15 protein-coding genes are annotated in these 26,540 nt (G+C 67.2%); 4 read left to right on the plus strand and 11 right to left on the minus strand.

Annotated elements, in window-relative coordinates; genetic code table 11:
- Nucleotides 1–173: 173 nt before the first annotated feature.
- The 6 genes from ACIQC9_RS06975 to ACIQC9_RS07000 all read right to left on the minus strand — a co-directional run bounded on the left by ACIQC9_RS06975 (nt 174) and on the right by ACIQC9_RS07000 (nt 12,605).
- Nucleotides 174–1,709 carry an alpha/beta hydrolase gene (locus ACIQC9_RS06975; RefSeq protein WP_400613825.1) on the minus strand — a complete coding sequence of 512 codons (1,536 nt, stop codon included), beginning with the start codon at nt 1,707–1,709 and terminating at the stop codon, nt 174–176.
- Between the two features lie 132 nt (nt 1,710–1,841).
- Entirely contained in the window at nt 1,842–9,134 is a 7,293-nt protein-coding gene (locus ACIQC9_RS06980) for an autotransporter domain-containing protein (protein WP_400613828.1), read from the minus strand.
- 169 nt (nt 9,135–9,303) lie between these two features.
- A complete protein-coding gene (locus tag ACIQC9_RS06985) occupies nt 9,304–9,984 on the minus strand; it encodes a hypothetical protein (RefSeq protein WP_400613830.1) in 681 nt (226 codons plus the stop codon).
- A 6-nt stretch (nt 9,985–9,990) separates the two neighbouring features.
- Nucleotides 9,991–10,338, minus strand: coding sequence for a hypothetical protein (locus ACIQC9_RS06990; protein ID WP_400613832.1), 348 nt, complete (start codon nt 10,336–10,338; stop codon nt 9,991–9,993).
- A gap of 363 nt (nt 10,339–10,701) precedes the next feature.
- The gene (locus tag ACIQC9_RS06995; RefSeq protein ID WP_400613834.1) at nt 10,702–11,484 is read right to left on the minus strand and encodes a LytR/AlgR family response regulator transcription factor; all 783 of its coding nucleotides are present in this window, start codon (nt 11,482–11,484) and stop codon (nt 10,702–10,704) included.
- Entirely contained in the window at nt 11,484–12,605 is a 1,122-nt protein-coding gene (locus ACIQC9_RS07000; RefSeq protein ID WP_400613836.1) for a sensor histidine kinase, read from the minus strand. The genes ACIQC9_RS06995 and ACIQC9_RS07000 overlap by 1 nt, the downstream gene beginning before the upstream one ends.
- A 135-nt stretch (nt 12,606–12,740) precedes the next feature.
- On the opposite strand from ACIQC9_RS07000, the gene ACIQC9_RS07005 reads away from it, so the two are divergent.
- Nucleotides 12,741–13,778 carry a hypothetical protein gene (locus ACIQC9_RS07005; RefSeq protein ID WP_400613838.1) on the plus strand — a complete coding sequence of 346 codons (1,038 nt, stop codon included), beginning with the start codon at nt 12,741–12,743 and terminating at the stop codon, nt 13,776–13,778.
- Nucleotides 13,779–13,921: 143 nt separating this feature from the next.
- Here ACIQC9_RS07005 and ACIQC9_RS07010 read toward each other — a convergent pair whose 3' ends face one another.
- On the minus strand, nt 13,922–15,508 hold the full coding sequence (locus tag ACIQC9_RS07010) for a glycosyl hydrolase family 18 protein (RefSeq protein ID WP_400613840.1): 1,587 nt from the start codon (nt 15,506–15,508) through the stop codon (nt 13,922–13,924).
- 291 nt (nt 15,509–15,799) lie between these two features.
- Complete coding sequence (locus ACIQC9_RS07015) at nt 15,800–18,931, minus strand: TonB-dependent receptor domain-containing protein (RefSeq protein WP_400613842.1); 3,132 nt, start codon at nt 18,929–18,931, stop codon at nt 15,800–15,802.
- A gap of 480 nt (nt 18,932–19,411) precedes the next feature.
- Here ACIQC9_RS07015 and ACIQC9_RS07020 point away from each other — a divergent pair, with 480 nt between their 5' ends.
- The gene (locus ACIQC9_RS07020; protein ID WP_400613844.1) at nt 19,412–19,915 is read left to right on the plus strand and encodes a cytochrome C; all 504 of its coding nucleotides are present in this window, start codon (nt 19,412–19,414) and stop codon (nt 19,913–19,915) included.
- An 89-nt stretch (nt 19,916–20,004) separates the two neighbouring features.
- Here ACIQC9_RS07020 and ACIQC9_RS07025 read toward each other — a convergent pair whose 3' ends face one another.
- A complete protein-coding gene (locus ACIQC9_RS07025) occupies nt 20,005–20,907 on the minus strand; it encodes a dihydrodipicolinate synthase family protein (RefSeq protein ID WP_400613846.1) in 903 nt (300 codons plus the stop codon).
- A gap of 113 nt (nt 20,908–21,020) precedes the next feature.
- Between ACIQC9_RS07025 and ACIQC9_RS07030 the strand changes: the two genes are divergently transcribed.
- Both ACIQC9_RS07030 and ACIQC9_RS07035 read left to right on the plus strand, forming a co-directional pair.
- Nucleotides 21,021–21,989 carry a hypothetical protein gene (locus ACIQC9_RS07030; RefSeq protein WP_400613849.1) on the plus strand — a complete coding sequence of 323 codons (969 nt, stop codon included), beginning with the start codon at nt 21,021–21,023 and terminating at the stop codon, nt 21,987–21,989.
- A gap of 29 nt (nt 21,990–22,018) precedes the next feature.
- Nucleotides 22,019–23,944 carry a hypothetical protein gene (locus tag ACIQC9_RS07035; protein ID WP_400613851.1) on the plus strand — a complete coding sequence of 642 codons (1,926 nt, stop codon included), beginning with the start codon at nt 22,019–22,021 and terminating at the stop codon, nt 23,942–23,944.
- A 60-nt stretch (nt 23,945–24,004) separates the two neighbouring features.
- Here the strand turns inward: ACIQC9_RS07035 and ACIQC9_RS07040 are convergent, their stop codons facing one another.
- Nucleotides 24,005–25,084: a hypothetical protein gene (locus ACIQC9_RS07040; RefSeq protein ID WP_400613853.1), complete on the minus strand. Its 1,080-nt coding sequence runs from the start codon at nt 25,082–25,084 to the stop codon at nt 24,005–24,007.
- Nucleotides 25,085–25,126: 42 nt separating this feature from the next.
- Nucleotides 25,127–26,413 (minus strand): erythromycin esterase family protein, encoded by a 1,287-nt coding sequence (locus ACIQC9_RS07045; protein ID WP_400613856.1) that lies wholly within the window; start codon nt 26,411–26,413, stop codon nt 25,127–25,129.
- Nucleotides 26,414–26,540 lie beyond the last annotated feature (127 nt).

A 26,540-nucleotide genomic window follows, 5' to 3' on the forward strand; every position in this document is an offset into this window, starting at 1 on the left:
GTAATCTCCTATGGACGGCCATGATGCCGCGGCGCCGCGGACATGCGAGGCCGCGTCGACGAAATGTCTGCGGGATGGCTCGCTGAGGCGCTTGGATCGCAGCGCGTCGGCCCCCCTTTCGCGCAATCCGCCCGGATCGCCTGTCGCGGCCCTCAGGAACGGACGGCCGATCCTCAGGACGCCGGCGGCGTTGCCACGGGATCGGCCAGCGGTGAATTCGGCCGGGCCCGTTTCCACATCTGCCAGGCCATGATCCGACGCAACGCCCACCGGTCGCCGCCGTCCGCGTACAGGTCGAAGTGACCCTTCCCCGGCAGGTAGGTGAAGTCCGCCCGGCCCCCGACCGCCGTCACGGCCGCCTCGAGCCGGCGCACGGATCGGTCGAGGCCGAATTGGTCGTTCGCGCCGACCCAGACGTGGAGGCGATTATCCAGCCGCTCCGGAACCCAGCCGGTCCGGACCCGCTGGGAAACGTCCCAGCGCTCGCGCCAGTAGCGCGCGACTTGCGGATCGACGGCTCCGGTCGCGCGATCATAGAGGGGCATCGGACGACCGTCGGCGCCGCGGGGCGAGAAGACGGCTTCGAACGACGACGCCTGACCGCCGTAGTCGCCGAGGACGGCCTCCATCCGGCCCATCTCCGAGACCACCCGCGCCTCCGGCCGGGTGATGTCCACGCCGAGATAGTCGGTGAAATCGGTGACATCGGGTGCGCTGATCCAGGCGCCGCCGAACAGGTCCGGGTGGTTGACCTGCAGCCACAGCATCGCCCAGCCTCCGGAGGAGTGGCCCATCAGGAAGCGGCTCTCCGCCCGTCCGTCGGTCCGGTGGCGCGCCTCGATATCCGGGATCAGCTCACGGGTCAGGGCAGTCGCCCATGGTCCGGTGTTGACGCTGTCGGCGAACTCATGGGTTCCGAACGGTCCACTCTGGTCCAGCATGACCCAGATCATCGGCGGCAAACGACCCGCATGCGTGGCGGTCAGGACGCCGACCGCGCTGTCGCCGAGGGACTCCATGCCCGCCGCGAAACCGTGGGTGAAATAGACCACGGGATAGGTGTCCGAGCCTTCGTCGTAGCCGACGGGCGTGACCACCAGGCCGCGCATCGTGATGGGTCGACCATGGAAGGCGCTGAGGGTCGGGCTGACGAATTCGAACGGCTTGATCCGCTGGTCGACGACCGCGCGATCCTCGGCGCTGAACATCGGGCCCCGCGCGCTTTCCCAAAGCGGCCAGGTCGGAACCGTCGTGGACAGCGTCAGGACGGGCGCGGCGCCCGACGTCGGCAGTGTAATGCGCTGGACCGGCGAGACCACGTCGTCTCCGGTCGGCGCGCCGCGATAGGCGTAGTCATGATCCCGATCCAGGACGGCCTGGACCCAGTAATCTCCGGGCGCCAGGGCGCTCATCGACGCGGGATAGGCCTGATCATCGCCATCCAGTCCGATGCGAGCCCCGGCCGCGAGCCCCGGAATCTCCCGGGCGGCGACGAAATTCTGTTTGTGGACGAACGGATCCGCCGAAACCGACTTGGGCGGCTCGGTTTCCCCCGCCTCGATCCGTTGCGCGAACAGCAGGACGCGGCCGCTGCCCAGTTCGCCCGGCGCCTGGACCTCGATGCGGGGTCGGGACTGCTGTGAGATCGCCGGCGAGGCGATGAGGCCCAGACCGAGGCCGAGAATGGCGATGCGGGGGTGATGAAACACGGGTCTCACTCCTGAAGGCGGTGTTGGACCCTGCCGCCTCGCGCGACCGGATCGGATGATGGACCGGCCGGTTCGGCGGAAACGCGACGCCGGATAGTCCCGGCGCCGCGCCCCCTGCCCCTTGCGGCGATCCTAGAAGCGAACGGCGACGCCCGCTCCGAAGGTGTGCCGCGAGGCGTCTCCGAACTCGCCGGTGTAGCCCGCATCGAAGCGGACCGTGCCAAGGTCGTAGCTGGCGCCGGCAGCCACGCGGGCGACCGACCGGTCGCGACGCACGCCGTCGACATTCATCTCGAAGCCGGTGACGCCCTTGAGTGTGCCAGTGACCAGTTCACCGCCGTCGTTCTGGATGGTGCGGACGCCGATCTCGGCGAACGGTGTCACGGCGGCGTCGCCGAGCGCCATCACCGTCGAGGCGCGAATCCCGATGTCGGTGAACAGGGTGTCGCTGCGATCCTGGTCGACAGCCAGACCGAAGCTGGTCGCGCCGGCTTCATTGACCGCATCACGGCCGGCCGAGACCCAGGTCGCGCCGACCGTCGGCGCGACCGTCCAGCCCGAGACCTGGATCGGATACGACATGCTGGCGTCGATCGCGACCGACTCCATGTCGTATTCGCCCCTGGCCGATCCGCCCGCAGCCGAGATCATGCGGGTCGTTTCCGCATCCGAGCGCTCATAGGTCATCTGCGCGCCCATGCGGACGCCGCCGAGTTCGCCGCCCAGGAAGGCGCCGGCGATCATGCCGTCGGCCTTCGTCTCCGCGCCCAGATCTCGCAGGTTCTGTTCACTGTTGGTGAAGCCGATGAAGCCGCCGACCACGCCGCCCAGTTCGGAGACGTAACCGACCCCGGCGTAGGCCGCGCCCAGATCGATGTCGGCCGAAGCCGCACCCGTGCCGGCCCGACCGTCAAGTTCGGTCGAGGCGCCGTAGCCGCGGGCGAAGGCGAACTTGCCGGCCTGACGGGGGCTTTCCGCCAGCAGGGAGCGGCCCGCCTCGACGCCCGACAGCGCCGTCTCGGTTTGCATCGCCATGGCGCTGCCGTAGGCTTCCGGCGTCAGCTGGGCAAAGGCTGCGGCGTTCGACACGCCGTTGGCGTCCACGAGCACCGGCACCGCCGCCGTATAGGTCTGCACGGCCTGACCCGAGCCGAGCACGGCGTTGGCGTAGTCGATGCTGGCCTGGGCGTTGGAGCCGAAAGCGCCGTCGTTCTGGAACTCGCCGCGGATCTGCAGCTTCTTGCCGTTCTGCGAGACGAAGCCGAACACGCTCTGCGACTTGTTGATCGTCGTGAAGCGGCCGTTGATGCCGTCGCTGGCGACGATCAGGTCGAGCACCTGACCGGGCGTGCTGGGCAGGACGCCGGTGATGTCGATCGTCGCGCCGTCAGCGATGTTCATCTCGCCGTTGATCTTCAGCAGGTCGCTGGCCTGCGGCGACAGCTCCATCAGCAGGTTGGACCCTTTGAAGAAGGCCACGTCGCCATTGACCGTCATCGTGCCGGGCGAGGCGCCGGGCGACAGGGTCCCTCGGACATTGATGTCTCCGTTGACCGTGCCGGCCGAGCCGAACACCGAACCGGCGCCGACCTCGATCGCGCTGGCCGAGGTGATCACGGACCCGGCCTGACCGACGAGACGGCCGCCGGTCAGGGACAGACCGTCCCAGCTCGACTCGCCCGTCATCGACAGGGTGCCGCCGGAGACGGCCAGCTTGTCGAAGCCCGTCCAGAGGCTGGCGTCGTAATCGACGACGGCGGACCCGACGCCGCGGAACTCCAAGGTGTCGGAGCCGTCCCCGCCCGACCGCAGGCCCGAGCCATTGGCCGAGAAGATCAGCCGATCGTCGCCGCCGCCGAGATCCAGGTCGCCGTTCAGCACGCCGAGGATGGCGAAGGTTTCCGCCGCCTCGCTGCCTGTCACATCCGCGGTCAGGGTCGCGGCCTGGGCGACCGTCGTCATGCCGCCGTTCAGGCTGACGCCGTTAACGAACGCCGCGTCGATGTCGAAGCGCAGCTCGCCGGCGCCGGAGCTCTCAAGGCGTTCGAAGCCGGTCGCCTGCAGGGTGCTCCAGGTCCGGACCTGACCCGACGCCTGGGTCATCTCCAGCACGTCATCGCCGGCGCCCGCGTTGATCCCGCCTTCGACCCTCGATCCTGCGCCCAGAACCATACGGTTGTCCGCGCCATCGAAGGTCACGCCCGTCTTGGACGCCAGCACCGTGTTGGCGCCCAGTTCCAGCGAGCCGCCGTCCACGGTTACGGAGTCGAAGTCGTAGCTTCCGCCGGTCAGCGCCAGCAGGCCGGCGCCTTCGGAGATCAAGTCCTGGAAGTTCAGGATCTGGGAGGCCACCACTGTGCGGCTCTGGGCCGCGCCGGACTGGACGCGCAGGAGGTTCTGCCCCTCGCCGCCGTCGACCGTTCCCTCGAACACGGCGCCTTCGCTGATGATCAGCTCGTCATCCGAGCCGTCGAAGTTGATGCGCTGGCTCGTCCCCAGGGCTCCGCCGAGCGTCAGGGCGTAGCCGCCCGTGATGTTGGCGGTCTCGAAGTTGTACATGCCGTTGATGCGCGAGGCCGCGGTCAGGGCGAGATTCAGGACGTCGCCGTCGCCCGACCCGCCGTCCAGATCGCCGGACAGGACGCCGCCGAGGCTCAGGTTCAGGGTGTCGTTCCCGCCGCCCATGTCCACGCCGCCGGTCAGGGCGCCGTCGATGGTGACCGTCTGGTCACTGCCGTCGCCCTCGATCTGGTCGATGGTGCCGCCCGACGAGCGCAGGTCCAGATTGGCGCCCTCCATCAGGGTGACGCTGTTCCAGTGCTCGCCCGCCTGCATGTCGAGGGTCAGGGTGCCGGCGCCATAGACGCCGAGCGACTCGAAGTTGACCACATCGTCCAGCAGCGATCCGGCGCCGTCGACCAAGCTGTAGACGACGGTGTCGTTGCCGCCCACGCCGCCGTCGATGCGGCCGGTCGCCGAGCTGCCGGTGCGGGCGACATAGGTGTCGTCGCCGTCGCCGAGCAGGATATCGCCGTCAACCTTGCCGGCGTTGTCGAAGGTGTCGTCACCGGCACCGCCCAGAACCTGGGCGGTCAGGGTGACGTCCTTCATCACCTGGATATTGCCGCCCTCGAGCTGCACCTCGCGGATCGCGAAGTCACGGTCGATCTGCAGCTGCCCTTCGCCGGAGGCGGCCAGAATCTCGAAGTTCACCGCATCCACGGCGCTGACCTTCTGGGTCTCGCCTTCATTTTGCGAGAAGGCGAGCACATCCTTGTCGCCGTCGCCGCCGTCGACCTGGCTGGTCAGGCGACCGCCGTGCTCGAGGGTGAACCGATTGTCGACATTGCCCGTGAACCGGATACCGCCGGCGCGGGCGCCGAACGTCGTGCCAGCGCCCACAGACACGCTGCCGCCCGTGGCCTCGAACGAGGCGAGGTCATAGGTGCCGCCGTTGAAAGCGAGAGTGCCGGCGCCGTCCGTGAAGACCTGCTGGAAGTTAACCAGCTGCCCCGAGACGATAGTGCGGCTGTTCGCCGAACCCGTCGCGACCCGCAGCGTGTTGGTCCCCGCGCCGCCGTCAGCCTTGCCCTTGAACACCGCGTTCTCTGCGATGATGAACTCGTTGTCCGAGCCGTCGAACAGGATCGATGACTCCTCATCCATCTCGCCCGTCAGCGTAAGGGGCGAGCTCCCGGTCACCTCTACGGTTTCGAAGTTGAACAGGGCGCCGATCGAGGACGCGCCGGTCAGGTTCAGGCGCAGGACATCGACGCCGTCGCCGCCGTCGAGGTCACCGCTCAGGAGACCATTCAGGCTCATCTCCAGGGTGTCATTGCCTCCGAACAGTTTGACGGCGCCGGTGAACCCGGAATCGATGGTCACGGTTTGCGCGCTGTCGTCGCCCTCGACGTACTTCACGCGGTAGTTGGCGGCGTTGGTCAGCTCGAGATTGGCGCGCTCACGCACACGAAGGGTGTCGTAATCCTGGTCCAGAATGACGCGAAGCGTGCCGGGCCCGTAGGCCTCGAAGGACTCGAAGTCGCGGAAGCCGCTGGGCAGCGTGCCTACGTTGTCCTTCAGGCGGAAGACGAAGGTGTCGATGCCGTCCCCTGCCGTGACGCCGCCGAACACCTTGCCGTCGCCGACCAATTCAAACCGGTCGTCCCCACCGCCGAGATCGACGCCCCCTCGCTGAACGGTTCCGCTGTTGATGAAGGTGTCGTTCCCGTCGCCGAACCCGACGCCGAGGCCCACGTAGCCATCGTTGACGAAGACGTTGTCGCCCTCACCCATCGATACCGAAGACGATATTGTGGCGCCGACGCGGTTGGTCAGCCTGTCATCGCCGTCGTCCATCGTGAGCGCGCGAATGACGCCGCTGTTATCGATCGTGTCGTCTCCGCCTTCCAGGATGACGAGGCCCTCGATCCGGCCCGCATTGACGATCGACTCCGCGTTGTCGCCCCCGGTAAAGGTGTAGTCGCCTTCCGTCTCCACTGTATCGCCTTGGGCGATGTGGATCGTGATGTCGTCGAGGTTCAATGTTTCGACATCGAAGGCTCCTTTCAGGAACAGCTTGCCTGAACCGCGTTCACCGTCGAGCCGACGCACGAACTCGAAGTTGCTGAACTGGACCGCGTCGATCAGGCGGTCGACGTTCAGCGACATATCGGCCAGGATGACGTCGTCGCCATCCCCGCCCGACGCGCGATGACCCGCGGCGATCGTGCCGTCTCCGAGCACGAGGGTGTCATTCTCGTCGCCCATCCGAAGATCGCCGTCGAGTTCGCCGTAATGCTCGAACCGATCCTCGCCCCAGTGGAGATCGATCGATCCGATGATCGTCCCTTCGTTCCGGATGATATCGGTCGTCCGCCAGGTCTGGATGGCGCCGGCGACAGTCCGGTCGTCGTCAACGTCGCCGATCGTTGAATAGAGACCGAGGTGATTGTCGCCCACCTCTTCACCCTCGGCGACGAGGGTGTCGTCGCCGCCCCGGATCACGCCCGAATTGTTCAAGGTGAAATGCGCGGAGGACCCATCCCCGATGCCGATGGCCGCTACGGCGATGGAGTTGGAGCCCATCGCCTCGACCTGTCCCGCGTTATCGAATCTGAACAGCGCGTTGTTGGAAAGGTCTCTCGCACCCACCCCGAAACTGAAAGCGCGACCGTCCCGACCGCCGGTGCTTCCCCCGGCACTGGCGCTGATCTTGCCAGATGCGGTGTTTACGAGGACCGTCGTTCTGTCCGTGACGTCGAGATCGCTTATCATCAGGCCGCCCCCCCCGACGCCGAGGGCCTGGATCGTGCCGCTGTTGGTGAACTGGAGGTTCATGTAGCGCGCAACGACGCCCACACCGCCGGCTCCGGTCGTCTCGATGAGCCCGGTGTTGTCGAAAGTCGTCAGTCCACCCTCAACGTCGCCATAGAGATGCACCGCCCGAGACGACACAAGGGTGGGATCGGCGGCGTTGTGAGTGTCCCGGATCGTCCCGGAGTTTCTCAGAGCAGCGATGTGCGTCTGCCCAGCCGGCAGGTCGGACCCGGATGCGAGGAACACCAAGCCTCCGCCAGCGTCGCCGTAACCCTCACTGGACGCAATCACCCCTTCATTGACGAAGTTGAACAGCGATCCTGTATACTCATGTACGATCCCCACCCCCGCGAATGCACCGGAGATCGTTCCGGCTGCATTCCGGAAACTGCTCAAGCCGTTCTGCGAGATGAGCCCGATCCCCTCGGCGGACACATCAGCGAAGTTCGTGAAGTCGATGTCGGTCTCGAGCTGGTTGAACCGTTCAAAGAACAAGCCGACGCCCTCGGGTTTGGTGTCAGCAATCCGAGCGCGGTTATTAAGGATTCCTCGGCCCAGAACCTTGATCCCGTCTGTCAGGACCTCGCCGTTCGCGCCCTCGAGCGTCACCTCAAGACCGGAGCCGTTCAGCTCGACGCCATGCAGTTCGAAGTTCTGGACGTCGCCAGTGTTGAGATCGTTCGCGAACGTCACCACGCCACTGGCTGACACCGAGCGACCGTAGGCGTCGGTGTTTCCATCGCCGCCGTCGATCAGTTGCGTCACGCCATTGGTCGCCTCGGTATAGAGGAAGGTGTCCGACCCCTCGCCGAGCAACACGTCGCCATTCATTATTCCGGAGTTGACGACCAGATCCTGACTGTAGCCGATGTCCTGGAAGGCGACCTTATCGCCGCTCAGACCGCCGCCGTCGATCTCGCCCGCCCGGGTCGTGCCGTTGGCGTGTTTGTGGATCGCGTTACGAACCACGATCGAGCCGTCGACCGAGAAGATTGCGGCCCCGTTCACCGCATCCATCTTGCCGACGTTGTAGACGTAGTTGTCGCCGGTTGAGGAAACGACGGCCGCCTGACCGCCGAGCACCTGGCCAACGAGGTTCTCGCCTTCAGTGAGGATGTTGTAGAACTCAGCGCCCTCCATGAAGACGCCCACGCCACGGTCGCCGATGCGGTTCGGAAGATCGGGCGTCCGGTCGTTGGCGCGCGCGTCAAGGACGCCGGCGTTGCGGACCGTGCCCGATGTTCTGATGATGCGCCCCGCGTGGCTCCCCTGCTGGTTCGGCTGCTTGATCGAAAGCCGAGCCCCATAATCGATATTCACGTCAGCCTCACCGGCCAGTACGAGGGTCGCCAGACCCCCGCTGACGTTCGCACCCTCAGCGAAGGTCAGGCGCTCGGCCTGCCGAACGTCAATCAGCCCGATGTCCGGATCAAGTTGGCCCTGTGCGTTGACACCGGTGTTGCTGTCGATCCGGTTGTTCACGATAACGTCGAGCGTCCTCTCGCCGTTCGCGGAGACGACGGTGATGGCGCGGTCGGGTGCGTTGGGATCGGCCTGGTCCGCCTGCAGGGCGAAGTCCAGGATGATCGTTCCCTCCCCCGCCAGCAACAGGGGATCGTACCTCAGGGCGTGGAGTGGATTGTCGGCCGAGCGGGCCTTGTTCTGCAGCGTGAGAACTGCGTCATCGCCAGACGCTTCATAAACCACGCTTTCGAACGTGAATCCGCCGGCGGTCGGAAACTGGCGGGTGCGATTGTCAGCCAGCGTCCCGAAGACGATGTTTCGGGTCTGGGCGCCTGTCGCCCGCAGCCAGAGGTCGTTCTCGCCGGTATTGCTCTCGATCTGGCCGTCGAGCAGCTTCTGCCGGCCCTCGAACTCGCCCAGATTGAGTTCGCCCGTGCTGCCGTTCATCCGTGAGATGTCGACAACGAGGTTCTTGAACGGGCTAAGATCCACGTTCCCCTGAACAGTCTCGCCCTCGTTGAGAACGACCTGCTGCGCCAGCGCCGGCGTCGCCGTGACCACGGCCAAGGCGGCGACGCTGGTGAGCAACCGGGCGCGGCCCTTGTTGCGGACGGGAGATTGGGCGGCTTTGGTCTTGCGCATGTTCGGCTCGTTCCAGACGTGAAATCGTGAGCCATCCGGTCCGACTCGACGGAGGGATGGCGTTGAATGCTGCCCATGCCGCGAACCGCCCCAGATGTGTCCGGCCGCGCGACGGATTTTCCGCGAAGCGGTCCGGCGCGCGGCGAGGTCGCCTCGGGCCGGCGCGATCTCAGGCGGGCAGCATCTCCGCAGGCGCGCGGCGCAGCGCCTTCGCCCTTGACCACGGGGCGGTCAGCCAGGCGGCGACCTCCTCGTCGTTCTTCAGGACGATGGGCGTGAAGCGTCGGCGGGCGAGGTCCGCCTGGACGATCCGCTCGACGCTCACGAGGGCGAACAGGTCCAGCGTCTCCCGTCCCCGATCCGCGCGGCGGACGCCCCGCCATCCCTGTTCGAAGACCCCGCCGAGATAGCCGACGGAACCGGCGGCGGGCCGGACATAGTCATCCGCGGGTTCAGGCAGGGCGTCCGGCCTCAGCGCCCCGAGCGCCGAGAACGGCACTACGCAGCGACCGCGCGGCTCCAGATGGGGACGCCAGACAAAGGCGCTCGCATCGATGAAGCCGACCCCCGGATCGGGTTCGTTGGCGGCGAACTGCTCGAACTCCGCGTCGGTCAGTCGAACGCGATCGCGATAGGCGCGTTGGATCGCCCGGGTCCGGACTTCCCGTCCCGGCGTGGGCATGCCCCACCGCGCCGTCAACACCCGCGCGGTACGATCGGGCGACAGGGTGATGATCGCCGCCGGTTCGTCTGCGAACACCATCTCCGCGCAGCCGGCCGCCCAGCCGGGCGAGACATTGAACCGGGCCGAAACAGCGGGATCCGCGGTCGTGCGGATATAGGGCGACATGCGTCTTCAGCAGCGCTTGTCGCGGGCGATCTCGGACAGGTGGGCGGCCCGGTTCGCCATGGGCGCCATGGCCGTCATGGATTCCGTCAGGGAGGCGGCGCCGTCCATGATCTGCTGCTGCTGACGCTGGGCCGCCGCCTGCTGGGCCTGCTGCCGCATCATGGTCGCGGCCCCGGAGACGAGAGAGCCTCCGGGGATGAAGCTCGTGAGCGCTCCGGTCAGACCGCCGCCCGCCGCGGCGGGTCGGCGCGTCGCGGCCATGGCGGACTGGCTGAGGTCGGAGCCCATCAAGGTCATCCGCATCTGGAGGGCCTGGACCTCGGCGTTGAGCGAATTGATCTCCGCGATGAGCACGTCGCACGAGAGCTCCCCGTCCCCCCGCCGGACGACTTCGAACGGAACGTCCGGGGCGGGCGCAGCGGAGGGTGCGCCCGCGGTTGGCGCGTCCTGAGCGGCGCCAGGAAAGCCGAGGACAGCGACCGCCGCGAGAAGAATGAGACCGGATGCCATGACGGGTCCTTGAAGGGGTTGCGCGGCGCGTTCCGGAGACCAGTCCGGCGCCTCGCCGCCGGCCCGGTCCGGGTCGGTCGGCATTGGACGCCGGAGGCGAACTGATGCTGACGCGCCTGATGTCGAGTGCTGCACCCGCTCCGCTTGCCTGGAAAGCGCTCAGCGACCGGGTTTCTGCGGGCCGTCCCTGCGCGCCGCGAAACCGCCCTAACCCTGGTCTGATCGCGCGCGTCCCTCGCCGGGCGATCCGTCCCTGACCAGGCGGCGCCAGATCTGGCGATGGTAGGTCGACCCGACCCGCAAGCCCGTTCCGTCTTCCAGCACGACGACCAGATTGCGCTTGCCGTGTTCGTGGAAACTGCGGATCGAGCGTCGGTTGACGAAGTTCGACCGGCTGATCCGCATCATGACGTCCGGATCGAGCGTCGCCTGGAGCGTGTCCATGGTCGCCCGCAGCATATGGGACTGGCGCTGGGTGTGCAGGAGAACATAGTCGCGCGCGGCCTCGATCCAGTCGATGTCCTCGACCGACAGCCGGACCTGGCCGTGGCGCTTCTGCACCCACACCCCGGTCGTCCAGCCCGCGGCCGGACTGGCGGCGTCCTCGGACCTTCGCGGGCCGTCCCCGGCTCGTCCCGTCCACCGCCTCGCCCGCCGGAGGGAAACCGCCAGCCGCTCGGGGTCGATCGGCTTGAGGAGGTAGTCAACGGCGGAGACGTCGAAGGCCTCGAGCGCGTACTGATCGTAGGCGGTGACGAAGACGACCGCGGCGGGGTGAGCGCCCTCAAGGCTTCGGGCGAGGTCCACGCCGCTCTGGCCCGGCATCTGGATGTCGAGAAAGACGACGTCGGGTTGAAGCGCGGCGATGGCGGCATCCGCCTCCTCCGCGCTGCGCGCGGCGCCGACCACCTCGACGCCGGGCGACGCCTCAAGCAGGGAGCGCAGCAACTCGCGCGCCGGCGGTTCATCGTCCACGATCAGGGCTCGCATCAGTCCCCCCTTCCCTGAAGCGGCGTCTCCAGCCGGACGCGGAAACCGGGACCCGACGGACCCGCCTCGAGACGCGCCGCATCCCCGTATTGCGCGGAAAGCCGTTCCCGGACATTGCGCAGGCCCAGTCCGGTTCCGGACTCGATCGCGGCGACGCCCGGGGCGCGGCCTGTGTCCAGGACCTCGATCCACAGACCGGTCGCCGTCCGGCCGGCGGTGATGGCGATCCGGCTGTCCCCACCCGAAGGCGCGGCGGCGTATTTTACAGCGTTCTCGACGATCGGCAGAAGGATCAAGGCGGGGACGGTCGCCTGTCGGAGCGCTGCGGGATAGTCGATGTCCAGGGCGAGGGCGCCGTCGAACCGCACGGCCTCGATCTCGATGTAGGCCTCCACCGCCTCCATCTCGCGCTCCAGCGACAGCATCGCGCTCCCGTGAAGATCAAGGGTCGCCCGGAGATAGGTGGACAGGCGTCGCAGCATGGCGGTCGCCCGCGCGGGCTTGGCCGTGACGACCAGCGAAATGATGTTGTTCAGCGTGTTGAACAGGAAATGGGGGTTGAGCTGAAACCACAGGAGATCCAGCTGCGCCTTGCGCGCGAGGTCCCGGGCCTCCGCCTCTCTCAGGGCGGACCTCTGCGCGCGCGCGCGCATGGTCACCAGTTCGATCAGACAGACATAGAGCGCATAGAGGCCGAGATAGCTGTTCACGTTCAAGATGAGCGCCGGGCTGAACAGGGGCCGAAACGGCGCCGCGCCGGCCAGCCTCCCGAGAACGGCTCCGATTTCGTGGTCGAAGACGGCCTGGAGGACGGCGGCGATCAGGACGAACGGCGCGACGACGAGAACACGCGGAAAGGTGCGCAGTCCCGCGAGCAGGATGACGAGCCGGAACAGACCCAGCGACAGGGGTATTGCGAGGACCAGGGTCGACGCCATCCAGACGTATTTCCAAGCGTCCGACAGCTGCGGTCCCGCGCCGGTCGTCACGGCCTGGTTCAGCGTTACGCTGACGGCGCCGAGCACGATGCTGCCCGACCACAGCAGCATCGCCAGCCTCAGGGCCTCCCGGCTTTCCGGGGCGGCGCCGACGTGATGACTGTCTGGTTCTGCGCTGCGCACGCGACGCCCCATCTCGAGAGTTTTGACGCCCCTCTCTACCATCACCGGCCCGCCTCTGGACGCCGCCCCGGACGGTTCGCAGAAAATTCGTCGACTGCCGTTCGATATGCGGCGAGCGCCCGGCGATAGCGGACCATGGATCACAATCTCGACAGGCCTTCACGCCGCGCGACGGTGCTCGGGATGGCGGCGCTGCTGGGCGGCTGCGGTCGCCGGCCAGACGCGCCGCCCGCGGGAGAGGCCGACGCGCTCGTCACGCTTTTCCAGGGTCGCCGCCCGTCCGGCCCCTGGTCGCTCTTCCTGGCCGAAACGCGGATCAACGGCGTCGACGCCTGGATCTGGCGGCCGGCGATGAACGGCCAGGCGAACGCGGACACCGAGGTGTTGCCGGACGCCTATGCGGAGCGCCTGCGCCGACGGTTCGGGGCCTCGGTCGGCGAGGCCCTCGTCGCGGCGCCGGCCCACGGCGCTTGGACCGGCGCACCCGCGGACGACCGCTTCCCCGTGGCGGTGTTCCAGCCGGGCGCGACCTTCGGGTCGCGGGACTATCGACTGCTGATCGAAGACATGGCCAGCCACGGCAGGATCGTCATCGGACTCAACCCCCTCGGCTCCCCCCGGGGCGACGGCCCGCGCGCGCGGACGGCAGCGGACGAGATCGCGGCGGTCCTCGACGGACTGGGCGCGGTCGCGCCGGCGACCCGGTCAGACATCGAGACTCCCGGGGCGGACCTGATCGGCCACTCGATCGGCGGGGCCGCCGCCGTGCTTGCGCTCGCCCATCCGGCGGCGCGCTCGGCGGTCAATATCGACGGCGACTATCTCGGCGCGGCGGCGGACGCCTCGCCCGGCAAACCCATGCTCTACCTTGTCGGGGAAAATCCGGATGAGCCGGCGTCCGCTGACGAGCGGCGCGCCAGGGTCTGGGGGAACATCTCGCGGGGCAGCCCCGCGGCCCGAGCCCTCCGCCTGCCCGGAATGGGTCATCTGGACGTCACCGACGGCGCCGTGCTGGCGGCGCTCGCGGCCGACGGCGCCCCCCTGAGCCGCGGCGATCCCTCCAGGACCCATCCCATCCTGCGAACGACGATCGGCTCCTGGCTCTCGGCCGGACCTCGCACCGACTGGCGCGCCGGGGTCGGGGCCGGTTCGCTGGTCAAGGCGTTCGGCTGAGGCGAGGTCCGGCGGGCCCGCATCGCGTTCGCGCGCGGCGTACCGGAGTCAACCGTCGTCTACCCGCGATTTCGGCCCGCCTACGGGGCGTCGGCGTCGGAGCCGGGGGCCAACACCGGCCCGCGGTCCCGGAGCGAGCGCCCCTACTGCAAAAACGCCGTCTTCGTCGCGGCGAGCAGCGGGTTCCCCCCGGTCGAGACGTCATAGCCGTAGTTGACCGTCCAGATGATGGTTCCGCCAAGGCCGGTCTCCCGCACCCAGGCGCCCTTGGCCGCGATCGAGCGTTCGTCCTCATAGGTCAGGAAACCGGCAGGATCGGAGGCGGGGTCGTTCGCCGGGACATAACCGCCAGGACCATAGGTCCGGTAGCCCACCCGCGCCTCGGCGTCCCAGTGATACTGCCCATGGGACAGATAGCCCTTCCGCACCAGCTCGAACCAGGCGAGCGCGTTGTCGTCGAAGTTCCAGATGTCGTTCCGGTTGGTGTCCTGACGCGGGCCGGTGATCGAGGGCCCGTAATACATGCCGTAGAAGCCGATTCCGACGCCCAGCTTGCCGCGGGGCACGCCGGACGCGACATAGGCCCTGATGCTGCTGTCCAGATCGATCGGGCGATTGGGGCCCGCGCCAAAGATGGGCCCGCTGAACCAGGATTCCCATTCGGCGCCGTTGAACGCCGTCCCGACGCCGTAACTCATCAGGTTGTACTGATCGACCAGGGCGGCGACCTCCACCTTCCAGGGCTCCACCTTGCCGCCCGGCAGGAGGAAGTTGATGTTCTCGGGATAACCGGGATGGGTGATCAGCAAACGCCGCTCCAGGCCCCGATATCGCTCGCGTGACGCCGCTTCCAGCCGCAACTCCGAAAGAAGCGCCTTGAGCCGGCGGCGGGCTTCTTCCGCCGTCACGCCCATGCCGGAGTTTCCGTCGAGTTCGTTCTCCCAGTCGACGTCGACCCCGTCGTAGTCGTGCTCGACCAGATAGTCGACGACCCGACGAACGAAGGTGGGACGCAGGGCGTCGGTGGTCGATCGCAGGAAGCCCTTTCCGTCGTCGCCGTCGCCGCCGAGCATCAGCAGCACCTTCGTGCCGGCGGCGTGCGCGCGGGCGACCATATAGTCCTCCACGTCGCGGCCGCTCCCGTCCGGGGCCCGCCCTTCGCCATGAAACGACTGGCCGCCGCCCAGGACCAGCGCGCCTGCCGCGCCCCCCAGCGACCCCGACCCGGGCGCGACCCTGCCGAGGACGAGATGGGTCATGGCCGACATGTCGAGAGACTGGGGCGGCTGGGCGAGATCCCAGTCCCAGTAATAGCCGACGTAGTACCCGGTGACCCAGGGCTTTGCGGCGGGCGCCGCCGTCACCGTCACCTCGGCGGTTGCGGTCCTGGCCGGGTCCGCGACGCTCCTGGCCTGCACGTGATAGACGCCAGGCGTTCCGGGCGCCGTATAGAGCCCGGCCGTCGTGATCAGGCCTCCGCCGGCTTCGATGACCGACCAGGTGCATCCCGTCTGGGTCGAACCGGTGACAACACAGCTGAACTGCCGGCCGCTCGTAGCGGTGAGGGAAATTGACGCCGGCGTCACGCTCACGGCGACCGGCGACGGGTCGCCGCCGCCGGGATCGGCCTTTCCGCCGCCGCCTCCCCCTCCACAAGCCGCCAGGAGGGACAGCGCGACGATGAGGGCGAACCTCGGGACCATGGGAACCTCAACAGACGTCAGCGCCATGCCTTTAGCGCCTGGACATGCGCTGTTTTTTTGGGCCCCCGCGCGCTCGCGGGCGAGCCCGATCCGTCGCAAACTGGCGGGCGTGGGGCGACGAGGTTGCGACGAGGTCCATCGGCCGAGAGCGCCGGGCGTCGTGAATCCCGCGGTGCACGGTCCGGGCTCCCCGCATGAGGCGCCTGTCAGGCCCGGGCCGATCAACAGCAGTGATGATCCTCGCCGGACTGCTCACCGCCAAACAAAACGGCGGCGGTCCTCAGACCGCCGCCGTCCATGTCCTACACGTTCTCGGGGTTAGAACTGTAGATCGAAGCCGAAGCGCACGTAGCGGGGCTGCTGGTAGGCGAGCGCCGCGCCGTAGGTCGGGAGGGGCGTCGCGCCGTCCTCGTCATAGACCTCGTCGAGCTGGGTGATCCCCTTTTCGTTGAACAGGTTGAAGACGGAGGCCCGGAGCACAAGTTCGCCCGGCATCCACGACATCTCGGGCACGGTGTAGCTGAGCGTCAGATCGACCTTCTTGATCCAGTCGGATTCGATCAGAGATCCACGCGGGGCCGGCGTCCCGGCGCAGAACCGGGCGGCCGCACCATAGTTGGCCGCGCCCTGGTCGTCCGGGTGAACGCCGAGACAGCTGTATTTCTGCGGCGAGATGATCGACGCGTTCGCTCCGATGAGGAGATTGTCGAGCAGCTGGTAGGAGCCGAAGATCTTGAACTGGTGGGCGCGGTGGTTCGGCAACAGGCCGTACTGGTAGTCCGCCAGCCCGGGGTAGTCGAACAGGATGGTGCTGCCGGCGTCCGCCTGCCCGTTGTCGGACAGGACCGTGCCTTCATAGTTGCCTTCGGACTTCGACAGCACATAGGAGCCCTGGAGCCCCCACTTGCCGTCCCAGGCGCGTTCGAAATTCAGCTCGAGGCCGAGATATTCCCGTTCGGGCTTTTCATAGCCGAGTTCTTCCGCGGTCAGGTGGATCAGCGTTCCACAGTTGGTCAGCTCGGGCGTGCCCGCGACCGCTCCGAAACAGGTCGGATTGGCGTCGCCCGGCAGGGCCCCGCGGGTGTAGATGTCGATATCCTCGCCCGGATTGATGACGACATACTGCCACGACCCGTCCCAGCGCGCTTCGCACGCCGCGACGTCATAGCCGTTGTCCTCGCAGTACTGGACGACGAACTGATCGAGGGTGATGTCCTCCGACACCTTGTTCAGGCGGCGGTAGGTCAGCGCGGCGCCGATGGTCCAGGAGTCGTCCACCCGGCGGGTGTAGCCCAGGATCAGCTCCTCCTCGTTCGTTGCCTCCAGCTGTTGCGACGTCTTGGAGAAGGCCCGTTCCGCGATGCCGCGGCCCAAGGTGACCGTGCAGCCCTCGACGCCGGCTGTCCCGAAGCCGCCCTCGGGGCAGGCGACGATATTGTAGGTGTCAGCAATAGTCGGGTTGGTTGCGGCAGTGATCTGCGCGCCGAGGGTCGGGACGACGCCTTCGGCCTGACCATTGGGGATCAGGAAATATTCGCTGAAGCCAAAGTCGGCGCCGCGGTAGGCGAGGTTCGACGCCGGCGGAACAAAATACCGGCCGAAGTTGCCGTAGACCTTGTCGTCGCCGTTTCCGAACGGATCCCAGGTGAATCCGATCCGCGGCCCCCAGTTGCCGGACAGATCGAAGCTGTTTTCCTCAGAGAGGCCTTGGACGAGGAAGTCGTCGTAGCGCAGGCCGAGCTGAAGCGAGAAATTGTCCGTCACATCCCAGGAATCCTGGATGTAGTAGGACTTGTTCTCGCTATCGATGTCGAGCCCGCCCAGACGCTGGTACTGCACCTGAACGAAGTCCTGGCCGAGCGGGACGCCGTAGCCGACGTCCACCCCGGCCCCGCGACGCAGGTTGTAGATGCGGCCGCCGTTCAGGTCGCTGACATGGTTTAGCGTATTGTTCTCCTGATCGAGACCCATGCGGACATGGTGCTCGCCGAGGAAGTCGAAATACATGTCGGCGTCGACACGATAGAATTCCCGCTTCGCCGTCTGCTGGTTGCTGCCGGCGACCTTCTGCGCGCTCGAGATGAAGGGCGACCTCGGATTGGTGGGATCGTTCTGGAAGCGCGAGTCGGTGATACGCGGACTGGTCGTGTCTTCCGGAACCGTGGAGGTTTCGGTGTCGCTGACGCCATACGCCGCCGAAATCGTCAGCCAGTCGGTGAGCGTTCCGGTATATTTGGCGATGTAGTTCTCGCCGCCGCGCAGATTGTAGGACAGGGGCGCCGCCGCGCCGATGGCCCCGGTGTCGCGGTTGAAGGCGTAGGCCGAGACGGTCCGTGTGCTTTCGGTGTTGAAGTAGGTGTATTCGAGGTGGTGGCCCTCGGCGAGGTAGCCATCCAGCTTCACGCCCCAGAACGGGTCGTCCGATTCCCGTTCGGTGTAGGTCGAGTCCAGGGCATACTGGTCCGATACGTCCCGCGCCTGATACAGGCCGTAGGCGAACAGGCGGTCGCGGATGATCGGTCCGCCGATCTCGACGGTCAGCTCCTCAACCGAGCTTTCCGTGTAGGCGCCGGGGACATAGCCGATCGAATAGGTGTCGCTGTCCGGCGAGTGGCTGGAGAGGCTGGCCGGCGCGAAGTCCCCGTGCAAGGCGATCATCAGATCGTTGGTGCCCGACTTGGTCACCGCGTTCACCACGCCGCCCGTCGCGCGTCCGTACTCGGCGGGGTAACCGCCGGTTTTGGTTTCGATGGTCCGATAGAAATCGAACGGAACGGTCGCGCCGCCGACATAGGTGTCGAAGTTGGTGATGTTCAGGCCGTTCACGTAGTAGGCGTTCTCGGCGACCGTCGATCCGCCGATCGACGGAAGGTTCTGGAACGCCGCGCTGCCCGTGCCGGTCACGACGGATGGCGACAGGAGGGAGATGGACGTCGCGTCGCGAGCCACCGGCACGCGAGACGACAGCTCCTCGACATCGATGGTCAGACCCTTGGTGGTCTGGGTGAAGTCGAGATTGGCGCGCGTTCCGACCACGACGATATCGTCGATGGACGTGGCGTCAGACGCGCCGACCGTGAAGGTGAAGCCCGACTCCGCGCCTGCGTTGACCCGAACGGTGTCCTCGTAGGGGGGAACGCCGTCGGCCGTGACCGTCACCTGGTAATCGCCCGCCGGAAGGAGCGCGAACCTGAACTGGCCGTCGGCGTTCGTGGTCGCGCTGCGCGTGAAGCCCTGCGACACGGACCGCACCGCGACGGACGCCGAAGCCACCGGTGCGCCGGACACGTCCTGGACCGATCCGGTCAGCGCCCCGCTGGTGTAGTCCTGCGCAAACGCTGCGGTCGGCGCGACGAGCAGGGCGGGCGGCAGGGCCGCCGCCGAGAGGACGGCTGCCGCCCCGAAGAATGACGACGCCATGAGGCGCCGGCGATTGCTGGTCTTGTTCAAACTTAGTCTCCCACTTGGCCCCGACGACATTGTCGAACAGCCCCTGTTGATCCGCCGTCGCCGGCGCCGTCCTGGCACACGCCAGAATCCTCCTCGCAGACGCTCCTCACCTCCCCGACGATCAGGCTGGTGACGCCGCCGGGTTTGACTCGACCGGACGAACCCGGGCGCCGGGTATCGACTTGGACAGATCGCCGGGGCGCGACGCCCCTTCCCCCGACGCCGGAGCATCTTTCATCGAGCTGTCGCCGATGTGGGCAGGCCGTGCTGCCGAGGTTCGACCGTCGGGCTGCGGATCGACGAAAAAGCGACGACCGGCGCCCGCGCCTCTCCGCCTCGCGCGCGGCCTGGCTCCGGCGGCGCGAGCGATCAGGCCGGCGGCCTGCGCTGGTGTGGGATCAAACGGGGATCACCACTCTCCACCGGTTGACGGGACCGGGTGGTTCGTCCCTCATGGCGCCGTTTTGGGGGACCTTCCGCATGAACAAGGTCATTCTAGCCGGCGCGCTTTTGGTGGCGGTCATCCTGGTGGCGGGCTGCCGACCCGCCCTCTCCGAGCAAGAGGGTCCGACCGCGGCCCACGTGGTCGCCGCGTCCGACCTCGAGGCTGGCCGGTATCTGGTGGTGGTCGGCGGTTGCAATGACTGCCACACGGCGGGCTATGCCCGCTCCGGCGGCGCCCGGCCGGCTGAGGCGGAATGGCTCAAGGGAAGCTCAGAACCACACTCTGGCCCTTGGGGCACGAGCTTCGGCAAGAACCTGCGCCTTACGGTCGCCGAGCGGTCGGAGGACGAATGGGTTCAACTGCTCGACACCGGGACGAGCCTGCCGCCCATGCCCTGGCCCAGCGTCCGCCAGATGTCCGAAGCCGACAAGCGCGCCGTCTACCGCTACATCCGGTCCCTCCCGGGCGACGCGGGTCAGCCTGCGCCCGCGCCGCTCCCGCCCCGACCGGAAGGACTGCCGGCGGCGAAGACGCCCTGACCGGAGGAGGCCTTGGCTCCATGAGAGTTTCGGGGTGACGAGGGCGGTCGGTCCCGTTTCAGCGTCCGGGCCCGCGCGGACCCAGCCGATCAACAGCCCGCCCCAGCCCGCGCCAGGACAGCCTGCAAGGTCGACCTCACCCGCTCCAGGGTTTCGGCATCCGGCGGCGCGATCGGCCGCGGGGGATCGGCGTCGGTCAGGTCGAGCATCCGGGCCATGGCGTAGACGATGCGGAGACTTCCATGGGTCCGCCAGAGGGACCACAGAGCGGAAAGGCGCAGGTCGAGGCGCTCGGCCTGGATCGCGTCGCCGGTCCGCGCCGCCGCGGCCAGAGCCACGGCGAGCTCGGGAAGCAGGCCGCCCAGCACGCTGTACCAGCAGTCCGCGCCCGCCAGGAGGGCCGCCTTGCCGCCCCAGTCTCCGCTGTAACCGATCGACAGATCGGGCGCGGCGTGCCTGTAGCGGGCGAGGTCGGCAGCGACGTTTCCGTCCCCGGGCATCGGGAGTTTGACGGCGGAAACGCCGGGTATCGCCGACAGCCGCCCGACGAAGTCCGGGCTGAAGGTGAACCCCGTGGTCACCGGATTGCTGTAGATGCAGACCGGGAGGCCCGTTTCTGCGGCGACCGTCTCGAAATGGGCGAATACCTCCGCTTCGCTGAGCGGCATATAGCTCACCGGCGCCAGAAGCAGGCCCGCAGCGCCCTCCTGCGCGGCGTCCCTTGCGAAGGCGGCCGCATCGTCCGTCCGCAGGGCGCCGACCCCGACGATAAGCGGCGTCGTCCCGGCCGTTTCCCGCGCGATTGAGACCGCGCGTCGCCGCTGGGTCCGGTCGAGATACATGTAGGACCCGGTGCTGCCCAGCAGGCCGATGGAGTCGACGCCGGCCGCGGACGCCCGTGCGACAAGTCTTGCAAGGTCCCCCGGGATCAGATCGCCTTCGCAGTTAGCCGGCGTGATCGGGAAGGCTGACAGTCCGGTGAACAGGGTCATGGTCCGCCGTCTATCACGGTCCGTCACGCGTCGGGCGTCCCGGCGACCGGTTCGTCGCATTCCGATCGCAAACCGCTACGGCTGAAGCGCCATGCCCGTCATTGGATGAGAGCATGATCCCAGTCCTCATTCCGCTCCTTCTCGCGCTCGGCGATGGCGTCCAGGCGCCCGCTGCGCCCGACGGCCTGTGCGACCCGATGCCCGGTCTTGAAGACATCGTGCCGCTCGCCCGCACCGACTATCTGATCGTCGGCGAAACGCACGGCACGGTCGAACTGCCCGCCGCCTTTTCCGCGATCGCCTGCGCGTCCCTCAAGGACGGACGGCCGGTGCTCGTCGGGGTGGAGCACCCCGCCGCCATGCAGACCGCCCTTGACGCCAATCTGGCTTCCGACGGGGGCGAGGAGGCGCGCGACGCCCTGACCGCGACCCCGGCCTGGGAAACCGACCCCCGGTTCAGCGCCGCCATGCTGGCTCTGATCGAGGACGTCCGGCGCTGGCGCGCCGCAGGCCGTGACGTGACACTGGTCGCCTTCGACGCGCCCATCGATCAGCCGGGCACCAGCGCCGCCCGCGAAGCCGGCATGGCGCACCATCTGATCGCCGCGCGACAGGACAGGGGCGCTGGCCTCGTCGTCGCCCTCACCGGATTGGGTCACGCCGATCGCCGCGGGTTTTCGTCCATGTCCCCGCCTGTCGACTCGATGATCAAGCACCTGCCCGCCGACCGGACCTCCGGCTTGGCCTTCGTCAGGTCGGGCGGCGAGAGCTGGCGCTGCGTGCAGGACCCGGACGCCCGGCGGTGCGGGGCGATGCCCCTTAGCGCGCCCGAGGCCCTCGTCGAGCGCGGCGTGACCGTGTCGTATGATCCGGGTCGCCTTCAAGGCCCGATATTCACCCGGCGCGCCCCTGACCGCCTCACCGCCTGTCCGGGCCCGCTAGCCTCGGCCTTTCGCAAACCCGATCGGTCGTTGCGCCGTCCGCCGGGCGCGTGCCGTGCGTCTCGTCTCGGCCTCGACGTTTCGTCGCAGTCTGGACCGGCGGCCCGGGTCCGGCCATTTTCGCGCCGCCGCTCGTTGTGAGAGGCCGCCCCGTTCTGACCGAGGCGTCGATGATCCCGTCCAATTCCCCCCTGTCCGGCCTCGTCGGCCTCGCCGCCTTCTGCCTGGCCCCCCCGGCGCTCGCCCAGTCCGCGCCGACCCCGGCGGACACCCGGGCGTCGACCGCGGCCGGTGACGCCTTCGGCGTCCGGATCGGCACCGAACAGATCGGTCTGTACAGCGACAGTCAGGTCCGCGGCTTCAATCTGCAGGACGCCGGCAATTTCCGTCTGGACGGCGCCTACTTCGTCAAATCGGCGAATTTCGTCGACCCCGTTCTCGCCGGAGTCTTCACGCAGATCGGACTCAATGCTCTCGACACCGACTTCGCCGCGCCGTCCGGCGTGGTGAACTACCGGCTCCGCTCGCCGTTGACCCAGCCCGCCGTGTCGGCGGAAGCCGCCCGGCTTGAGTACGGCGGCACATTGTCGAGCCTTACCCTGTCCGCGCAATCCGCAGACGGAACCACCGGCGCGTCCGTTGGCGGGCAGTATTTCGACGGAGAGTCGTCTTCCGGGCTGTCGTCGCGGTCGAAACGTCTCGGAACCGTTGTTGAACGCGTCACCGGCGCCGGCAGCCTCAAGGGCTTCGCCTCGATGAATGTGTTCGACCTGGAGGGTAGCTACGGCGTGAAGCTCGATGACAACGTCCTCCCCGGCGCCTTGCGACACCCGAAGCGCTACGTTCCGGCCTGGAGCGATCACGACGGGCGCGATCTTGTCGCCGGCCTGATCGGAGACGCGGCCGCGGCGCCCGGGATGCGGTTACGGGGCTCCGTCGTATACTCCCGGCTCGAGCTTGATGCGTCGGACTATACCCTCCTCACCGTCGGGCCGGATCGGATCGCCCGGGGACAGACCGTTTCAAATCGACCCCGGATCAACGCCTCCTCGTCCGGGTCAGGCGGCGTGGATTGGGACCTCACAACCCGTCTGCGCGCCTACGCAGAGGTGCGCGCGCGCAAGACCCGGAGCGAATACGGGCCGGCGTCGGTGATCTCCCTTGGCGACGTCGTTCTCGATGACGGCGTCCAGTCCGCGCCACTCCCGCCCCTTCCGGATTCCGTTCCCGGCACGGCGGACGTCGTCACCCAGCTCACGGGCGCCGTCGGGATCGAAAGCGATTTCGGCCCACTCCGCTGGAGAGCGGAAGTGCAGAAGACCCGCTATCGACGTTCGGTGTTCGCGGACAGTGCGGTTTCGAAAGGCGGCGATGATCCGTGGCTCTATCACGGCTCGGTCATCTATGGCGCAGGCGAACGGTGGACCGGCTTTGCGACCCTGACGCGGGGGCTGGAAGAATCCGGGGTGGCCCCGAACGCGGCGGTCAATCGCGGCGAGATTCTGGAGGCCGGCCTTTCGACCCAAAAGGAAATCGGGCTGCGCGGACGGCTGACGGACGGGCTGACCCTGATCGCGTCGGCCTTCGAGATCGACAAGCCGGCGGCAGGCTACGACCAGGCCGGCGCCTACCGTCTGATCGGCCAGCTAAAGCACGCCGGAACCGAATTCTCCCTCACGGGATCGCTGACGGACGACCTCCGGGTTGTCGCCGGCATGACCTGGATCGACGCCCGCCGAAGCGGTGAACCGGTTGATCGCGGGGACTGGTCGTCCGAAGCGACGGGCGTACCGGACTTCCGCGCGATGACGGCCTTGACCTGGCGGACCCCGTGGTCACCGAACCTGTCGCTGGACGGACAGGTCGTCTATGCGTCCGACCGCCGGCTGAGGTCTCTCGACACGCTTCGAACCCCGGCGACCGTGTCAGTCGACCTGGGTCTGAGGTCCGAAGTCGAAGTTGGGGACAGGGCGGTGACGGTTCGTGCGCGCCTGACCAATCTGTTCGATCAGAATGTCTGGGTCGCACAGACGTCCGAAACACTGGACCGGGCCCCGCGCAGAGCCTTCCGACTCTCCTTGTCGACGGCGTTCTGAGATCGACCCACGTCACGCCGAAACCCGTAACCAGCACCCTGACGGTGCTGGTCCGTGGCCTCAAGTTAATGTCGACGCGGTATCGAGAACATAATCTATGAGGTTAGGCCACCGACCGGCGTCCGAGAGATAATCTGTCCAGTCCCGCTCTAGGGCGATCATGAGATCGCGCTGCAGACCGGCCTCAAGGTCTGACGACACACGATAGTCCGATGGCTGCACGCCGATGTCCTGCGACAACCGGGTCTGGACAAGCAGGCACATCGTCTCCTCGACGTCGACATCTGCGGGCTCGAACCTCGCCCGGACCGACGGCGCGAGCGGATGGCTCTTCCAGTCCGTGCCGACGGCCTTGCTCCAGAGAAGATGACTGGCCTCATGGCCAAGCACCCGACCGAGATCGGGCGTCCGGAAGAGCCCTGTGTAGACCCCGGCCGGCGTATAGTTGGCGCTGCCTGCGGGATGAAACGGCATGGCGGCCAGGACCAGTCCATCTGCACGGAGCGGGAGCCTGTGCATCCTGAGCAATCCATCGAGCGGGCGGCCCGCGTCGTTCTGACGTCGCCAGGCCGCGATCTGGGCTTCTACGACAGGCTTTACCCCAGCCTGCCAGTAGGTCCCGAACGCTTCGTACCAAGGCTCTCCGGCGCTGATGACTGCCAATACATCCGACAAGGTTGGCGGGGAGGCGCGGTAGGACAGGATGAGGGGCTTGGGGCACAATATACGGGCTTGAGGCAACGCCGCGAACGTCTCGGAAACGAACGGCGCAAGCTCGCGGTACTCCCGCAGGCCGGCGGCCGCCACGAGCTCTGGGACAGCTACGAGGCTGTCTAGCGTCGGGGCGGTCTCGAAACCCGGGGCGGTGAAGGCCGGCAGCCGCGGTTTGGCGGCGCGGAAGAAGAGCAGGTGCAGATAATCCGCCAAGGAATTGGAGACGAACCTCAGTTTAAGAGAGCCGGCGCCTCCGGAATGGGCAGACGACGGCGGAGCTATCGGGATGACAGCCGAAGCACCGGCGGCGCTGAGGAATGTACGTCGGCAGACCATGGACGTCTCCAGTCGAAGTCTGATTGCGCGAGACCGGACCAGACGCCGATCGATCGTTGATGGTCTCGACTGAAGAATGCCGGCGACCAAGGTTTTATCAGGATGATGTCCGACGCTTCCCGGCAAAGGCGCTCAGTCCAGTGGATGGCTGGGTGATATGGTCTTCAGCACGACCAGTGCGTCATAGCTATCGGACAACACCGTCGGGACCAGGCTTCGCTCTTCGCCGGGCATGGCGCCGCCGTAGCTGTCAGCATCAATCGGGGTTCGCATCGCGAGCGGGATAATCTCCGTGGGGTGACGTATCGGGACAATGACGGACCCCGATTCGATAGCCCCGAGAACGGCCGGCAAAGACCCCGCGGGCGCGGGCGGCACCCTGAACGGCTCGATCGAGGCGATCTGACCGTCTGCCGAACGGCGGGGCGCGAGCGTATCGCCCGAGAGGAACTCGCTGCCGATCACGAACAGATCATCTCCGAACCTTGCGGACAGATGGGCGCCCGCCGGCTTCACCTTCCGCCAGTCGATCTCATCGCCCAGATAACGGTAGTGATGGGAATCCCTGCTGACATGAGCGTTATGTCCCCAGAAAAAGACCTTGTTCGCGCCCCCTTCCCTGTCGTCGACAAGCGCAACGAGATTATCCGCCATGTGCCTGTCCCTGACCTCGTAGACGATGTCGACGAAGTAGTATTCGTAGTTCTGACGCGCCGTCCGAAGAAGCTTAAGCCTGTGGGCGCGCTCCGAGGCGGTCACCGTCGAAGCCGGCGCATCGATCCGGGCTGCGATCCGATCAAAGAGAGCCAGCGCGCGTTCCTGGTCCCGCGCCGCGGGACCCTCGACAAGGTCTTTCAAGGCGACGAGGTCACCGACGTCTTCCCGTCTTTCAGCGAAGTCTCGGATCAGTATCGGAAGGCCCAGCGCCATGCCGTTGCCCGAGTCGACACCGTGAAAAGACAGCCGCCTGTCCGCCGGAGCCGACAGATTGTAGAACCGCATCCACTCGACCAGCGAAACGATCTCCTCTGTTCGCCACGGCCAGAGTCTCTGACTGGCAAGAAGGGCCCGGGGATTCCCTTGACCACCCTGGACATAGCGATCGATCGCCGCCCCCTCGGCGTAGCTCATTTCGAACGCCATGACCTTGAAGCCCGCAGTTTCTACGAGATACCGGAAGAGACGGTGTTTGAACGCGAAAATCTCGTGCGCGCCATGGGCGGCTTCGCCGACCGCCACAACCCGTCGTTCCCCAATGAGGGCGGCAAGCGCGGACAGATCGCGACCGCCGCGACCAGGCTCCACCGACTCTAGGGCTATAGCGTGTCGCGAGAGCCACGAGGAGAGTTCGACAGCCGAACACGACGTTGCGATTAGACTTAGGCACAGGCCGAGGGCGACACCTGTCAGGCGAAACATCGTAAGCTCCTCAAGATTTGAGTGGATCGAAATGAGCGCCGGTCGTGATAGCAAGCCTCAGGCGACCAGATTGCGACGGGCGCTCAATAGGGCCAGTCCAGCCGAAGACCCAGGCAAGGCAGGGACG

This window comes from Brevundimonas sp. NPDC092305, from assembly GCF_044755415.1.
GTDB lineage: Bacteria > Pseudomonadota > Alphaproteobacteria > Caulobacterales > Caulobacteraceae > Brevundimonas.

What these genes read in the sequence shown, in the direction of transcription:
- ACIQC9_RS07045 (WP_400613856.1), bottom strand. Translation starts at nt 26,413, where the DNA reads ATGTTTCGCCTGACAGGTGTCGCCCTCGGCCTGTGCCTAAGTCTAATC.
- ACIQC9_RS07005 (WP_400613838.1), top strand. Translation starts at nt 12,741, where the DNA reads ATGGATCACAATCTCGACAGGCCTTCACGCCGCGCGACGGTGCTCGGG.
- ACIQC9_RS07030 (WP_400613849.1), top strand. Translation starts at nt 21,021, where the DNA reads ATGATCCCAGTCCTCATTCCGCTCCTTCTCGCGCTCGGCGATGGCGTC.
- ACIQC9_RS07010 (WP_400613840.1), bottom strand. Translation starts at nt 15,508, where the DNA reads ATGGCGCTGACGTCTGTTGAGGTTCCCATGGTCCCGAGGTTCGCCCTC.
- ACIQC9_RS06980 (WP_400613828.1), bottom strand. Translation starts at nt 9,134, where the DNA reads ATGCGCAAGACCAAAGCCGCCCAATCTCCCGTCCGCAACAAGGGCCGC.
- ACIQC9_RS07020 (WP_400613844.1), top strand. Translation starts at nt 19,412, where the DNA reads ATGAACAAGGTCATTCTAGCCGGCGCGCTTTTGGTGGCGGTCATCCTG.
- ACIQC9_RS06985 (WP_400613830.1), bottom strand. Translation starts at nt 9,984, where the DNA reads ATGTCGCCCTATATCCGCACGACCGCGGATCCCGCTGTTTCGGCCCGG.
- ACIQC9_RS07025 (WP_400613846.1), bottom strand. Translation starts at nt 20,907, where the DNA reads ATGACCCTGTTCACCGGACTGTCAGCCTTCCCGATCACGCCGGCTAAC.
- ACIQC9_RS06995 (WP_400613834.1), bottom strand. Translation starts at nt 11,484, where the DNA reads ATGCGAGCCCTGATCGTGGACGATGAACCGCCGGCGCGCGAGTTGCTG.
- ACIQC9_RS07035 (WP_400613851.1), top strand. Translation starts at nt 22,019, where the DNA reads ATGATCCCGTCCAATTCCCCCCTGTCCGGCCTCGTCGGCCTCGCCGCC.